At 50.2% G+C, this 15,025-nt stretch carries 13 protein-coding genes and 1 pseudogene; 12 read left to right on the top strand and 2 right to left on the bottom strand.

Annotated features, from left to right (window positions below; all coding sequences use genetic code 11):
• Window positions 1-19 precede the first annotated feature (19 nt).
• Window positions 20-178: pseudogene (locus tag ACO0LM_RS03485) on the top strand (hypothetical protein); the annotation flags it as partial.
• Window positions 179-452: 274 nt separating this feature from the next.
• Complete coding sequence (locus tag ACO0LM_RS03480) at window positions 453-1,283, top strand: hypothetical protein (protein WP_423034372.1); 831 nt, start codon at window positions 453-455, stop codon at window positions 1,281-1,283.
• A 312-nt stretch (window positions 1,284-1,595) separates the two neighbouring features.
• Here ACO0LM_RS03480 and ACO0LM_RS03475 read toward each other — a convergent pair whose 3' ends face one another.
• Complete coding sequence (locus tag ACO0LM_RS03475; RefSeq protein WP_423034370.1) at window positions 1,596-2,600, bottom strand: protein NO VEIN domain-containing protein; 1,005 nt, start codon at window positions 2,598-2,600, stop codon at window positions 1,596-1,598.
• A 375-nt stretch (window positions 2,601-2,975) separates the two neighbouring features.
• Between ACO0LM_RS03475 and ACO0LM_RS03470 the strand changes: the two genes are divergently transcribed.
• The 5 genes from ACO0LM_RS03470 to ACO0LM_RS03450 all read left to right on the top strand — a co-directional run bounded on the left by ACO0LM_RS03470 (window position 2,976) and on the right by ACO0LM_RS03450 (window position 6,866).
• Window positions 2,976-3,932, top strand: a complete 957-nt coding sequence (locus ACO0LM_RS03470) for a heme-binding protein (RefSeq protein WP_423034368.1) — start codon at window positions 2,976-2,978, stop codon at window positions 3,930-3,932.
• A gap of 343 nt (window positions 3,933-4,275) precedes the next feature.
• Window positions 4,276-4,911: a 7-carboxy-7-deazaguanine synthase gene (gene queE, locus ACO0LM_RS03465; RefSeq protein WP_423034366.1), complete on the top strand. Its 636-nt coding sequence runs from the start codon at window positions 4,276-4,278 to the stop codon at window positions 4,909-4,911.
• A 6-nt stretch (window positions 4,912-4,917) separates the two neighbouring features.
• On the top strand, window positions 4,918-5,361 hold the full coding sequence (queD, locus tag ACO0LM_RS03460; RefSeq protein ID WP_422941532.1) for a 6-carboxytetrahydropterin synthase QueD: 444 nt from the start codon (window positions 4,918-4,920) through the stop codon (window positions 5,359-5,361).
• Window positions 5,361-5,894, top strand: a complete 534-nt coding sequence (gene tadA, locus ACO0LM_RS03455) for a tRNA adenosine(34) deaminase TadA (protein ID WP_423034364.1) — start codon at window positions 5,361-5,363, stop codon at window positions 5,892-5,894. The genes queD and tadA overlap by 1 nt, the downstream gene beginning before the upstream one ends.
• A 66-nt stretch (window positions 5,895-5,960) precedes the next feature.
• Window positions 5,961-6,866, top strand: coding sequence for an LD-carboxypeptidase (locus tag ACO0LM_RS03450; RefSeq protein ID WP_423034362.1), 906 nt, complete (start codon window positions 5,961-5,963; stop codon window positions 6,864-6,866).
• Window positions 6,867-6,948: 82 nt separating this feature from the next.
• Here the strand turns inward: ACO0LM_RS03450 and ACO0LM_RS03445 are convergent, their stop codons facing one another.
• Complete coding sequence (locus tag ACO0LM_RS03445) at window positions 6,949-8,613, bottom strand: MFS transporter (protein WP_423034360.1); 1,665 nt, start codon at window positions 8,611-8,613, stop codon at window positions 6,949-6,951.
• A gap of 454 nt (window positions 8,614-9,067) precedes the next feature.
• Here ACO0LM_RS03445 and ACO0LM_RS03440 point away from each other — a divergent pair, with 454 nt between their 5' ends.
• From ACO0LM_RS03440 to ACO0LM_RS03420, 5 genes are all read left to right on the top strand, one after another.
• On the top strand, window positions 9,068-10,246 hold the full coding sequence (locus ACO0LM_RS03440; RefSeq protein ID WP_423034358.1) for an acetyl-CoA C-acyltransferase: 1,179 nt from the start codon (window positions 9,068-9,070) through the stop codon (window positions 10,244-10,246).
• A gap of 195 nt (window positions 10,247-10,441) precedes the next feature.
• Entirely contained in the window at window positions 10,442-12,259 is a 1,818-nt protein-coding gene (locus ACO0LM_RS03435) for an acyl-CoA dehydrogenase (RefSeq protein WP_423034356.1), read from the top strand.
• Between the two features lie 119 nt (window positions 12,260-12,378).
• Window positions 12,379-13,173 carry an SDR family oxidoreductase gene (locus ACO0LM_RS03430; protein WP_423034354.1) on the top strand — a complete coding sequence of 265 codons (795 nt, stop codon included), beginning with the start codon at window positions 12,379-12,381 and terminating at the stop codon, window positions 13,171-13,173.
• 11 nt (window positions 13,174-13,184) lie between these two features.
• A complete protein-coding gene (locus tag ACO0LM_RS03425; RefSeq protein ID WP_422986707.1) occupies window positions 13,185-13,658 on the top strand; it encodes a PaaI family thioesterase in 474 nt (157 codons plus the stop codon).
• A 105-nt stretch (window positions 13,659-13,763) separates the two neighbouring features.
• Entirely contained in the window at window positions 13,764-15,020 is a 1,257-nt protein-coding gene (locus ACO0LM_RS03420; protein ID WP_423034352.1) for a serine hydrolase domain-containing protein, read from the top strand.
• Window positions 15,021-15,025: the final 5 nt, after the last annotated feature.

Below are 15,025 nucleotides of genomic sequence, written 5' to 3'. Positions count from 1 at the left end.
CCGATGATATGCCGATGCAGCCCACTGGGCACACCTGCCACACTAGCTGCGGGGTAAAGTATCGAACCGCATCATCAACAAAGTACGCGGCACTGGCCGCGTCGCGTATGACATCTCAGGCAAACTGCCAGCGACGATTGGGGGAAGTGATTTAGGTCTGGCAGCATCAGGCAATTAGAAGTACGAAATACCTGGAAGCCCACGTCATTGTGGGCTTTCTGTATTATTAGTTTGACGTTATTCTGTGTTAAGAAAAACTGGCAATTATTTTTGTGCAATAGTTAATGGCGTTTTTATATTTCTTTTTTTGGGAATATGTCAAAGGACGTGTTATACGGTCCTGCACGTATATGTTTTTGTGAAGTATATTTTATGTGCGCCTTAAACTTTCTGGAACGGTGTCAGGCGCATCATTCTTAGGCTAGACAATTTTCGAGATAGGTGTTTTCAATATGGAACTCTCTGACTGGCTTCCGTCTCTGACAACCACTGGATTGCTTACAATTGCTCTCGGGTTGGGGCGTAATATGATTTACACGAGACTAACTAAGAGTGTTGAGCACGAATTTAACAAGCAGCTTGAGTTGGTTCGATCTCAAATGAGAGAGAGTGAAGAGAGGCTTAAGGCTGAGCTCCGTATTAGTGAGAATGAGATAGCCGCCTTGAGAAATGGAGCGTTATCTGCTTTGGCGAGCCGTCAGATTACATTGGATAAAAGGCGTCTTGAAGCGGTAGATCAACTTTGGGAGTCAGTAACTGCACTCGGGCAGGCAAGAGGAATCGCATCTCTACTTTCAACTATTTCCTTTGAACAAGCAGCCCCTGTAACTGAACAAGATCCTAAGGCTCGGGAGGTATTCGAGATGATAGGTAAAACTTTTGATTTAACAAAACTCGATTTAAGTGGGGCGTCGAGAGCGCGGCCATTTCTGTCCCCAATGTTATGGGCCACATTTGCAGCTCTTCAAGCGATAATAATGCATGGGGTTATGCAATGGCAGATATTGCGGAGCGGACTCGGAAATAAAGATTTGATGGACAGTGATGCAGTCTCAAACCTTATAAAGATTGCGCTACCGCATTACACCAAGTATATCGATGACCATGGCGCAACAGTTTACTACAACGTTTTGCAAGCACTGGACGAACAATTATTGGTTGAAATCCAAAAGATGCTTTCTGGCGTAGAGACAGACAAAGATGGCATTGTTCAAGCTGCTGAGATACTTAAACAGTCCGGTATAGTGAATGCTCAGGCTTCCGAAAATAGAGCTGTTTTTTGACAACTTAAGGAATATTTTGTTGTAATCGCTTTCATGTATGAAGGTAATTTGCTCGACGGTGGCGCTAGGTTCACGTTAAACGAATACCCAATTAGGAGGGCACACATGATGAATTTGCAATGATTTGAGCCTGAAACTAGCCATGTTGTGTTATTTGTAAATAAAGCATCTTTTCAATTTTAAGATTTTCCTCATATTGAGGTGTTCGGGCAAATTAGATCACAGCAGATCAGTCCAGCATATGCAAAATGGAGGGATTACCGTTAAACGTGCTGACTTACTTAGTGACTGATTGTGTATGGGGCCCTCTGACTAACTCTGCGGCTTCGGGATAAACTTGCCTACGTACACATAAGGTTCGAGATCGAACGCTCGATTCAGCTTGACCGCATCATATTCGGTGATGGTGGGGGTCGTGGACAGGGCGGACGTGACCATGACAAGACGCCATGCCGGATTAGATTGTAGGCCTTTCGAGTGTTCATTCCGGGTAAGAAAAAACTGAGGAGACGGACTGGACGTGCCCTTGACCTCGACATGAAGCACCAATCTCCCCTTGGTGAAGATGAAGTCGTAACCGCAGGGGAGATGCGTTACGCGCTCGTAGTTGTATCCCTTTGTTTTATAATGCTCAATAACGGCGCTCTCAGCTGCTCTCTCGACTTTCTTCCGATGCTCTGGCGTGCCGAATCCTTTCAAGGGATCGACCGCATCTAGTTCGGGGTCGGGTAGCTTGTCGTCGTTTGGGTTCTTGATGGCAAATGGAAGCATCGCCAACTGGCGGCCTTTGAGGAGCTTGAGTACGCGCTTCTTGTTGTCGTTGGTGTTCACGTCCGGCCCTTCGAGGAAGGAATATTTCCCCTGCCTGATGGCTGCGTCCGAGAATGGCATGGTCCTTAACTCGGGCGGAATGAAGTATGCTGTTTTGCTAGTTATGCAATATGACCAGTCATAAGCCGGGTGCGTGGCATCTCCCCGCTTCTTGACAATGTCTTCAGGCGAATCGAGCCACTCACCATGCAGAGTGGCATCTTCGTACCATCCGACAACGTGGACGCCAGTGCGCTTTGGGTTCTTCGCAAGGCAGATCACTGTCCAGCCATCTGGATCATTATTTGACGGCGCGTATTCTTTTTTCTGTGGAGGAACATAGCAATAGTAGATTCCATCGGCCCCCGGATTAAAGTTGAACGCTTCGTGTCCGATGCCGTCGTTCTTTTTTCCCTTGTTATCGTTGAGCCAGCCAAAATTGCCATCGACTAGTCCGCCGCGATAATAATCTGACCAGCCGAACTTGACCCATAGAACTTTCTTCACGGTTGCCTCTCCTTTTCGTATTTATCCCTGTAGCTGTATATCGAGTGACTTTATCCATCCTCGCACTTGCTTGCAATATTTTAGGAGTGCCACGTGCTTATTGATTATTTCAATTATATTAAAATAATTCAAAAAATGCAATTAATTCAACTATGCAAGTCATTTGTTAATTATTAAAAAATATAATAAATTAAACAATAATTTGATAAAATGATTCGCTCGCAAAAACTGAGGTGCTGTTTTCCAGCTTATTCACAGTGTGCATGGCGCTTGCTGCATGGCAAGGCGTTCACTATGCAGGTTTTTCTATTGGGTTAAGGCGCATCAGTTCCAGAAACGGGCATTCCTATAACCAGTTTCGGAAAGGGTTTCACTATGCTCAGTAGCCAGCAACTCACGGCCATGAAAGTGCAGGGCCGTACTATCAGCGTAGCCAGCATTGCAGATGATGAACTTGGTCCACTTAAGTTATTGGCAGGCAAGTGGCGCAATGTGAATGGTCTGGAAGGGCATGGCTGGAATATGATTGCCTTGCCATTCGTGGCACCGGCACCAGCCAAAACAGACTTCCGGCTGTTGTTGAATCAATATAACGAAGAACTCGACTTTACCCTGGTGGACAAGGGGGTGCCCAATCGTGGGTTGACCAAGACGGCGAATGGCCTGGTGAATTCAGACCAGTTTCTGGCAGCCTTGCGCTACCAGCAATCGATTACCCAGATCGCGGCCGAGGATTTTCCCGTCAGTGGCCTGGCTGGTAAGCCTGGTACCCCTATCCATTTTGAGCCTGGCTTGTGGTTGCATATGGCTAATCAGGTCTCGAATGGTCATGATATTGCGCGCTTGTCCAGCATCCCGCATGGTGATTCTGTGCTGGCCTTGGGGCAGCACACCGAAGTCCCCGGTGCGCCAGTGATTCGTGAAATCAATAGCCTGCCCATAGGCGTGCCACAAAGCCTGACCGACCCTTACCTGGCACCTTACAACCATTTCCACACGCATCCGTTCCGTGGTTTGTTTGATCCCACCTTGCCGAATGCCTTGCTCAATCAGGCAAACCAAGGGGTGAATATCAAGAAAACCACGATCCTGTCGGTGGATACCACCATTGAGACTGGCGGCATCCACAATATTCCTTTCGTGGTCAAGCAGGCCAATGCAGCGACCATGAAGTCAACCTTCTGGATACAGGAGATTCTGGATAGCAATAATAAACCCAAGATGCGGTTGCAGTATTCACAGCTTGTGATACTGGAATTCTTCCCGCGCCCTGATGGTAAAGGCTTGATTCAATGGCCGCATATCAGCATCAATACCATGGAAAAAATATAGTTGAAACTGGATTGATTGAAATCCATTAAGGCGATAACGCAAAGCAGCTCACTTGCTTTGCGTTTTTTCTTTTTGAGTACGTCGGGCAAGCCATGACCGTTGAATGAAATTAGTATTTTTTTGATAAAAAATACAAAAACCTTGCCTGATTGCACAAGGACTTCGCCGAAGTCAGAAGGCCAATAAGCTGCTCCGTGGTATCATGTGTCCCTTTTGCGTTTCAAAAACGTACTAAAATTTCATGCATCGTGTTTATCATGCGGTACAAAAGAGAGCGGCTTTGTCAAAAGCCTTGCCTGTGCAGCCTTCAAAGTCGCTGCTGACAATCATGCGGGAATAAGACGTGACTTATAGCGTCAAAGAAATTTTTTACACTCTACAGGGCGAGGGCAATCATGCCGGACGCCCGGCGGTGTTTTGCCGTTTTTCTGGCTGTAATTTGTGGTCAGGGCGGGAAGAGGACAGGTCGACTGCGGTTTGCCAGTTCTGTGATACGGATTTTGTCGGTACAGACGGCGAGGGCGGCGGCAAGTTCAAGCAGGCTGCAGCGCTGGCTGCGACCATTAACGCTTTGTGGCCAGTGTCCTATACTGCCAGTAAGTATGTGGTGTTTACCGGTGGCGAACCCTTGCTGCAACTGGATGCCGCCCTGATCGATGCCATGCATGCGGTGGGGTTTGAAATTGCCATTGAAACCAATGGCACCTTGCCGGTGCCAGCGGGTGTGGACTGGATTTGTGTCAGTCCTAAAATGGGTTCAGAACTGGTGGTGCGCCAGGGCAGTGAGTTGAAAGTCGTGATCCCGCAATTTGGGCAGGATATGGCTGCATATGCAAATCTTGATTTTGAACATTATTTTGTACAGGCCATGGATGGCCCTTTAAGAGACGATAATTTGCGTCTTGCAATTGAATTCTGCAAACAGCATCCGCAATGGAAGCTGAGCTTGCAAACCCATAAACTTTTACAGATTCCTTAAGTTTTCATGTTAACGATTACCAGAAAATTGGAATTCGATGCCGGTCATCGTATTCCTGATCATGGCAGCCAGTGTCGCAATTTGCACGGTCACCGCTATACCTTGCAAATTACGCTGACCGGTGATGTTGTCCAGAAAGATGGCGAGTCGGATAATGGCATGATCATGGATTTTGGTGACATCAAGGCACTGGCCAATGAACATCTGGTCAATTTGTGGGACCATTCCTTCATCGTCTATGAGAAGGATTACATCATCAAGAATTTCCTGGAGAAATTGCCAGGACATAAAACAGTGGTCATCGACCGCGTACCTACGGTAGAAAACCTGGCGAAAATCGCCTTTGATATTTTGAAGGTGGTATATCACGGCAGGTTTGGTCGCACTTTGGAACTGACCAAGGTAACGCTGTATGAAACACCAAATTGCTGGGCCGAGATAGACGGATAATGGCTGGCGAACCACATCCCGCCGCGCCGGATACGCAGCAAATGCGTGATCTGGAGATGATGCAGGTCGCCTTGCAGCAGGCCAGGCTGGCCTGGGCCGAAGGCGAGGTGCCGGTAGGGGCTGTCGTGGTCAAGGATAGCCAGGTGATTGCCACCGGCTATAACCGTCCGATAGGCAAGCATGACCCTACTGCCCATGCAGAGATCATGGCATTGCGGGCTGCGGCTGAAGTGATGGGCAATTACCGCCTTCCCGGGTGCGAGCTATATGTCACGCTGGAACCCTGCATGATGTGTGCCGGTGCCATGATGCATGCGCGTCTGGCGCGTGTCATTTATGGTGCCAGTGATCCCAAAACCGGTGTCGCCGGTTCCCTGCTGAATGTATTCGAGCTTGATCAATTGAATCATCATACCCAGATAACACCGGGGGTGATGGCGGAAGAGTGCGGCACCCTGCTCAAGGACTTTTTTGCCGACAGGCGTGCGGTGGCGGCACAAAAGAAAATCGCGGCAGATGGCGTTGGTACATGAGACAAATGAGCAGGCAAATGAGCAGACAACTACCGCAAGGTCTTCATTCACACTGACAGTATCCCTATGCAAGAGATAAAAGAACAGCCCGGCATTGCCGTTGTCGCACCCAGCGGTGCTCCTTTGGATGACCTTGCGGTAGAGCGTGGGCTGGCGTTGTTGGCACAACAGGGCTTCAAGGTGCATAGCTATTACCAGCCGGCACACAAGTTCCAGCGCTTTGGTGCCACCGATGCTGAACGCGTGCAGCAAATGCATGCTGCCGCCCAAAACCCGGATGTGCAAATCGTCATGGCCCTGCGCGGCAGCTACGGCATGTCCCGGCTGATGCCGCATCTTGATCTGGACTTGCTGGCGCAAAGTGGCAAACGCTTTGTTGGCTACAGCGATTTCACACTCATCCATCTGGCCATGCTGGCACGTAACCGGCTCAGCCTTGCCGGGCCTATGTTGTGTGATGATTTTACCCGTGAGCAGCCATGTGACTATACCTTGAAGCAATTCAAGGACAGTATCAGTAGTGAATATCACACCGTTGAGTTTCAAACCACCCATGAAGATGTGGAATTGAACGGACGCTTATGGGGTGGCAACCTGGCCATGCTGGCCCATGCAGTAGGTACGCCTTACTGGGCCGAAGCGCAGGACGGGATTTTATTCCTGGAAGATATCGGTGAGCATCCTTACCGCATTGAACGCATGCTGTTGCAATTGCATTTTGCGGGTGTGCTGAGCAAGCAAAAAGCCATCATCCTGGGTAATTTTTCTGCTTACAAGCTGGCCCCGCATGACAACGGTTATGATTTTGATGCGATGCTGGGCTATCTGCGCAGCATACTCGATATTCCTGTCATTACCGGCTTGCCCTTTGGACATATACGTACCAGAGCCAGTCTGGTGGTGGGTAGCGATGCCGAACTGAAGATTGCAGCAGGTGAAGTTCGTCTGGGCATGCGGTATCGCTGGTCATAATTTGTACCGCACTTGAAACGTAAAAAAGCCCGGCAAACGCAATGTTTGCCGGGCTTTTTCATGTGACTGACCTTAGTGCAGTTTAATCCGCTGCATAAATATCATTGTCTTTGGTTTCTTTGATGAACAGGGCACCGATGATGAAGGTTGCTGCTGCGATCACGATAGGGTACCAGAGACCATAGTAAATATCGCCCTTGAATGCCACCAGCGCAAATGCCGTGGTTGGCAGCAAGCCACCAAACCAGCCGTTACCGATATGGTAAGGCAAGGACATGGATGTGTAGCGGATGCGGGTTGGGAACATTTCAACCAGCATGGCAGCGATAGGACCATATACCATTGTTACGTAGAGCACCAGGATGACCAGCAATAACAGCACCATAAGGTGGTTGATTTGCTCAGGGTCTGCCTTCGGAGGGTAGCCAGCGGCTTTGATGGCGTCACCCAGTTCTTTGGAGAAAGCCTTGTCTTTGGCAGTGGCTTCAGGTTTTGGCAAGCCATTAGCATTGTATGAAGCAATGACTTTGTCACCGACTTTGACGGAAGCGATGGTGCCTGCCGGAGCAATTTCGTTAGCGTAGTTGACCGAAGCGGCAGCCAGTTTTGCTTTAATGATATCGCATGAAGAGGTGAATTTCTTGGTGCCGGTAGGGTTGAACTGGAACTGGCAATCATCAGGATCAGCAGTAACCACGACTGGTGCGTTTTTCAGTGCTGCTTCCAGCGCTGGGTTGGCGTAATGCGTCAGTGCGCTGAAAATCGGGAAGTAGGTTATCGCAGCAATCAGGCAGCCTGCCAGAATGATTGGTTTACGGCCGATCTTGTCAGACAGGGAACCAAACACGAGAAAGAATGGGGTGCCGATGACCAGGGATATGGCGATCAGGATGTTGGCTGTCGGGCCATCCACTTTCAGGGTTTGCTGCAGGAAGAACAGCGCATAGAACTGACCTGTGTACCAGACCACTGCTTGACCTGCTGTCAGACCCACCAATGCCAGGATAACGATTTTCAGGTTTTTCCATTGTCCGAAAGATTCTGTCAAAGGTGCTTTGGAAGTTTTGCCTTCGGCCTTCATTTTGGCGAAAGCAGGGGATTCATTCATGGACAAACGGATCCACACCGAAACCGCCAGCAGGAAAACCGATACCAGGAAAGGAACACGCCAGCCCCAGGCGCCGAATGCTTCTTCGCCAATGGCAGTACGTGTGCCCAAAATCACCATCAGGGACAAAAACAGGCCCAATGTTGCTGTAGTCTGGATCCATGCAGTGAAAGCGCCACGCTTGCCATTTGGGGCATGTTCTGCCACATAGGTTGCTGCACCGCCATATTCACCGCCCAGCGCCAGACCTTGCAGAATACGCAGAGAGATCAGGATGACCGGCGCGACAATGCCGATGGTTTCATAGTTAGGCAGCAAGCCCACGCAGAAGGTGGAGCCACCCATGATCAGAATCGTGACCAGGAAAGTGTATTTACGACCTATCATGTCTCCAAGGCGACCGAATACCAGGGCACCAAAAGGGCGGACAATGAAACCGGCGGCAAATGCCAGCAGGGCGAAAATGAAAGCTGTATTGGGGTCAGTGCCGGCAAAGAACTGTTTGGCAATGATTGGGGCAAGTGAGCCGTATAGATAAAAGTCGTACCATTCAAAAACGGTCCCCAGCGAAGAAGCAAAGATAACCTTGCGTTCTTCTCCAGTCATGCCGCCTGACGTTGCGGTAGGTGCTGTCGCCATGCTTGTCTCCTGTTTTATGTATATAAGTGTGCTTAATAAAAATGGCTGGAAAAACTGATCGGAAAAATTCGATGAATATTTCAACATTTTTTTATTGCAAGCAAAGTGTGCAAGTTGAAACTTACGGCTTGCTTGCTCCAAACTTACAGAAACTTACGAATGATATTGATGAGATGTTCAATAAATAACAGTATTTGGGCGTAAAATGGAATTCAATAAATTTACGAACGGTCGTACTAAATTGTGATATTCTAGTTTTTGAGCTTGAATTGGCTTCGGCTATCGTCGATGCGGGGCAATTTCAGGCAGAAACGCTGATGTATGCTGAAGAATGGTTTTGGCGGGCAGGCTTGCAGCAAGGATGGCTGTAATATCCGCATCCCGGGCCATGTCGGCAAGTAATCCCTGCACTATCACGCTGCAATATAAAATACTTACACCATAGGAGATCTACATGTCTGATGCAGTTATCGTATCCACCGCACGTACCGGCCTGGCAAAATCCTGGAAGGGCGCTTTCAATATGACACATGGCGCCACACTGGGCGGACATGTACTCGACGCAGCTATTCAGCGCGCCAAGATCGATGCGGCAGAAGTGGAAGATGTGATCATGGGTTGCGCCACGCCTGAAGGCGCGACAGGCAGCAATATTGCCCGTCAGATTGCATTGCGTGGCGGTTGTCCGGTTACCACCGCTGGCATGACGGTGAACCGTTTTTGTTCATCCGGCTTGCAGACCATCGCGTTGGCAGCACAACGCATCATTGCGGGTGAAGGTGATGTCTATGCGGCAGGCGGTGTTGAATCCATTTCTTGCGTGCAAAACGAAGCGAATAGCCACATGATCGTGGAAACCTGGTTGAAACAGCACAAGCCAGAAGTCTATTGGCCTATGTTGCAAACAGCAGAAACGGTTGCCAAACGCTATGGTATCCCGCGTGAACGTCAGGATGAATACGGCGTACAAAGCCAGTTGCGTGCCGCTGCTGCACAAGCAGCCGGTTTGTTTGATGCCGAAATCGTACCGATGACAACCGTCATGGGCGTGGCAGACAAGGCCACCGGCATGCTGATTACCAAAGAAGTCACGATTTCTGCAGATGAAGGCATACGTGCAGATACTACACTCGAAGGCGTATCCAAAATCCGCACCGCTGTGCCAGGTGGTGTCATCACTGCCGGTAACGCCAGCCAGTTTTCTGACGGCGCATCGGTAGCCATCCTGATGAACAGCAAACTGGCAGAAGCAAAGGGTTTGCAACCACTGGGTATTTTCCGTGGCTTTGCGATTGCTGGTTGTGAACCGGATGAAATGGGTATAGGCCCGGTATTTGCGATTCCAAAATTGTTGAAAAAAGCCGGTTTGAAAGTCGAAGACATCGGTTTGTGGGAACTGAATGAAGCTTTTGCGGTACAGGTATTGTATTGTGCAGACAAGCTCGGCATCCCTATGGACAAGCTGAACGTCAACGGTGGTGCGATTGCGGTTGGCCATCCTTATGGCGTGTCCGGCGCACGTCTGACAGGCCATGCTCTAATCGAAGGCAAGCGTCGCGGCGCGAAATATGTGGTGGTAACCATGTGTATCGGTGGTGGCCAGGGCGCAGCGGGTTTGTTTGAAGTGGTTTAGGCTTGATAGCATGTTGGGTGCTCATACTGCCTTAGAGGCAGTTGAAAAATTAACCTGGCATTGTTGCGCCGTCTTGCCGTACTAAAGTACTGTCTGCGTCGGCGACGCCTAGCCATCTTAATTTTGCAACAGCCTCTTAGTTGTAGGGCAGTATGAGCAAGATTGGTATTTCATTTTTTCATCCAAAAAAACACCATGCAATCTAAAATTCTTCCCCGCCGCGATCTCGATTTTCTGCTATATGAATGGCTGAATGTAGAGTCGCTGAATCAAAGGCCACGTTTCGCCGACCATAATCGCGAGACCTTTAATGCGGCGCTGGATACTTGCGAACAAATCGCTACCGATTTGTTCGCCACCCATAATAAAAAAAATGACCAGAATGAGCCGCATTTCGATGGTGAAACCGTGCACATCATTCCCGAAGTCAAAACAGCGCTGAAAGCGTTTTGTGACGCGGGCCTGATGGCGGCAGGGCAGGATTTTGATGTCGGTGGCATGCAATTGCCCTGCGTGGTCGAAAAAGCCGGCTTTGCCTATTTTAAAGGCGCGAATGTCGGTACCGCGTCTTATCCTTTCCTGACCATCGGCAATGCCAATACCTTGCTTAAGTGCGGTACGCCAGAGCAGATTGAAACCTTTGTCAAACCCATGCTCGATGGCCGTTTCTTCGGCACCATGTGTCTGTCTGAACCACAGGCAGGTTCCAGCTTGTCGGACATCGTCACCCGGGCAGAACCGCAGGAAGACGGCACGTATCGTCTGACGGGCAACAAGATGTGGATATCTGCCGGTGAGCATGAGCTGGCAGAAAATATCGTCCATCTGGTATTGGCCAAGGTACCGGACGAAAACGGTAAACTGATAGCCGGCGTCAAAGGCATTTCACTTTTTATCGTACCCAAAAAGCTGGTCAACCCTGATGGCAGCCTGGGTGAGCGCAATGACGTGGTATTGGCCGGGCTGAACCATAAAATGGGTTATCGCGGCACCACCAATTGCCTGCTGAATTTTGGTGAAGGCAAGTTCAAGCCGCAAGGCAAGGCTGGTGCCATCGGTTACCTGGTCGGTACATTGCATCGTGGCATGGCGAATATGTTCCACATGATGAATGAAGCGCGCATAGGTGTCGGCCTGGGTGCGGTCATGCTGGGTTACACCGGTTATTTGCATGCGCTGGATTATGCGCGCAATCGTCCGCAAGGCCGTGCTCCACTGAACAAAGACCCGGTCGCACCGCAAGTGCCTATCATCCAGCATACGGATGTCAAACGCATGTTGCTGGCGCAAAAAACCTATGTGGAAGGTGGCCTGGCGCTGAACTTGTTCTGCGCCCGTCTGGTCGATGAAGAACGCACCGGCACGACGCCGGAAGCACGCATTCATGCGGCCCAGATGCTGGAAATATTGACGCCGATTGCCAAGTCCTGGCCTTCGCAATGGTGCCTGGAAGCGAATAATCTGGCGATACAGGTGCATGGCGGTTATGGTTATACGCGTGAATACAATGTTGAGCAGTTTTATCGCGACAACCGCCTGAACCCCATCCATGAAGGCACGCATGGCATACAGGGGCTGGATTTGCTGGGGCGCAAAGTTGTCATGCACGATGGCGCGGCGCTGGAAGCACTGGGTGAAGTCATGCACAAGACTTTGTCGCGTGCCACACATCATCCTGAACTGCTGGATTACACCAAATCGCTGGCGCGGGTACTGCAAAGGCTGGCAACAACGACACAGAAACTGCATGACTGCGGTGACACCAACAAGACCCTGGCCAATGCTTCACTGTATCTGGAAGTGTTTGGCCATGCCGTGGTGGCCTGGATCTGGCTGGAACAGGCCCTGCTTTGCCTAGGCAAGGAAGATCATCACGATGCAGATTTTTATGCCGGCAAACTGCAAGCCTGCAAATACTTCTTCCATTGGGAATTGCCACGCGTACATCCGCAACTGGATCTGCTTTCCAACATCGATGTGACCACCTATGAAATGCAGGATGCCTGGTTCTGAGGTGGACATCTTCCCCTGAGATTTTTAGTAAATAATTCCATAGCAAGAGACAGTGATGTATGTGTGCCGGTATGCGTGCACATGACATCCTGCCCACATAAAATAAACAGGAGACTAGCATGACGACAGCGACACGTTCAGTACAACAGTTATTCGATCTGCGCGGCAAGACCGCACTGGTGACCGGCGGATCACGCGGCCTTGGCCTGCAAATGGCAGAAGCCCTGGGCGAGCAGGGTGCCAAAGTGGTGCTGTCTTCACGCAAGCAATCTGACCTGGATGAAGCCGTTGCCCACCTGAAAAGCCGTGGCATCGATGCCAGTGCAATTGCTGCCGATCTGTCGAAAGATGCGTCAGTACAGCCATTGGTGGATGAAGCGCTGGCCCGCCTTGGGCATATCGATATCCTCATCAATAACGCTGGCGCGACCTGGGGTGCCCCGGCGGAAGATTATCCGGTCGATGCCTGGGACAAGGTCATGAACCTGAATATACGCAGCATCTTTTTGATTTCGCAGGCAGTCGGTAAGCGCTCTATGATACCGCGCAAGTATGGCCGCATCATCAATATTGCTTCGATTGCTGGCCTGGCTGGCAATGCGCCGGGCACCATGCAGACCATCGCCTACAATACCTCCAAGGCTGCCGTCATCAACTTCACCAGCACCCTGGCTGGTGAATGGGGTGTGCATGGCATTACGGTCAACGCGATTGCGCCGGGATTTTTTCCCTCCAGGATGACCAAGGGCATACTCGAACATCTGGGTGAAGAAAAACTTTGCCAGAAAGCCCCTTTGCAACGTATAGGTGATGACGAAGACCTGAAAGGCGTGGCCATGCTGTTTGCCAGCGATGCAGGAAAACATATTACCGGCCAGACCCTGGCCGTGGACGGTGGTGTGTCGGCGGTATGACGGAGACACACATGTCGCTTCCTGAAATTCCCGCGCTTCCCGCACTTTCTATTGCACAACCAACGCCGGTATTGAATCCGTTTTTGCATGACCTGGGTGTAGAGTTCCTGGAAATGGAAAATGGTCATGCACGACTGGCGCTGGATTTGAGCGAGCGCCATATGAATAGCTGGCATATCGCTCACGGCGGCGTCACCATGACCATGCTGGATGTGGTCATGGCGATGGCAGGACGTTCCCTCAGCAATGATTTGAAGGGCGTGGTGACGGTAGAAATGAAGACCACCTTCCTGCAGCCCGGCGGTGTGCCGGGTGGCCGTATGGAGGCTCGCGGCAAGGCTTTTCATCAATCCACCACCATGTGCTTTTGTGAGGGCGAAGTCTGGAACGGCGATAAGCTGATTGCCAAAGCCATGGGCACATTCAAGTATCTGCGACGCCTTAAATCTGGCGAGAATATGAAAAAACTGTACGGTAGTGATTAAAGCCAAAAAGTAGTGCCTGCAAGTCCAAAAAAAATATATATGGAGATCAACATGCAGCAGACTCGCTTTGCAGTTCTTTTCATAGCATTACTCGGCGGACCATTCATGAGCATATCTTCGGCACAAACTGCCTTGCCTGATGCTGAGGCAAGCGATCCGCAGAAACTGGGCTGGATGCAGGGTTTCCCGCCTGCGCCAGACAAAATTATCAAATTCGCCAATGGCAGTAATTATCAGTTTCCGCGCATGCGCTGGTCGTTTTCGCATGGGCGTGAACTGGGGCCAACCAGCAATGTCTGGCATGGGGCGGGCCCAGTCTCGGTCTTGCCCCTTGTTTCGCGTGAGCGCGAGCTGGATGCCATACAATTCCAAGATGAAAAAGGTTTCAGTGTTAGCTGGTCGTATATGCTGGCACATACTTATACAGACAGTGTTTTGGTGTTGCATAAAGGCAAAATCGTCTACGAGCGTTATCTTGGCATCAGCAGAGCTTACTTGCCGCATATCGCCATGTCGGTGACCAAGTCCTTTGTCGGCACCATGGCTGCGGCATTGGCTGCAGAGGGCAAGCTTGATCCCAATGCACCCGTCACACAATATATCCCCGAACTCAAAGAGACTGCATATGGCGATGCGACGGTGCGCCAGGTCATGGATATGACCATAGGCGTGCAGTATTCTGAAAATTATGCCGACCCCAAAGCTGAAGTCTGGGATTACGCCAGGGCAGGTGGCTTGCTGCCGACAGCAGCAACTTATGATGGCCCCAAAACTTTTTATGATTTCCTGGCGAAATTAAAAAAAGAAGGCAAGCATGACGAGGCTTTTGCCTACAAGACCGTGAATGCCGAAGTACTGGCCTGGATAGTCAAGCGGGCCACCGGGCAAAATCTGTCTGATTTATTGTCTGAACGTATCTGGCAAAAGCTGGGGCCGGAAAATGATGCGTATTTTGCGGTGGATGGTGTTGGTACCGAACAGGGCGGCGGTGGCTTGAACCTGACCTTGCGCGACATGGCACGCTTTGGTGAGATGATGCGTTTGAACGGCAAGTTCAATGGACAGCAAATCATTCCGGCAGCGGCAGTAGAAGATATACGCAAGGGTGGCGATCCGGCCAAATTTGCCAAGGCAGGCTATGCCACCTTGCCCGGTTATTCGTATCGCAATATGTGGTGGGTAGGGCATAACAGCCACCAGACATTTGAAGCCCGTGGCATACACGGACAACGTATTTATATCGACCCGGTGGCCGAAATGGTCATCGTTAAATTTTCTTCCCATCCCACTGCTGCCAATGGCGCGACTGACCCTGTCACTTATCGTGCTTTCCAGGCTTTGGCAAATCACTTGATGAAATGAGTAAA

Origin of the sequence: Undibacterium sp. Di26W, from assembly GCF_049340265.1 — a bacterium.
GTDB lineage: Bacteria > Pseudomonadota > Gammaproteobacteria > Burkholderiales > Burkholderiaceae_D > Undibacterium.
The sequence above is the reverse complement of the archived record's forward strand: the minus strand, read 5'-3'. Positions and strand labels throughout refer to the sequence as shown.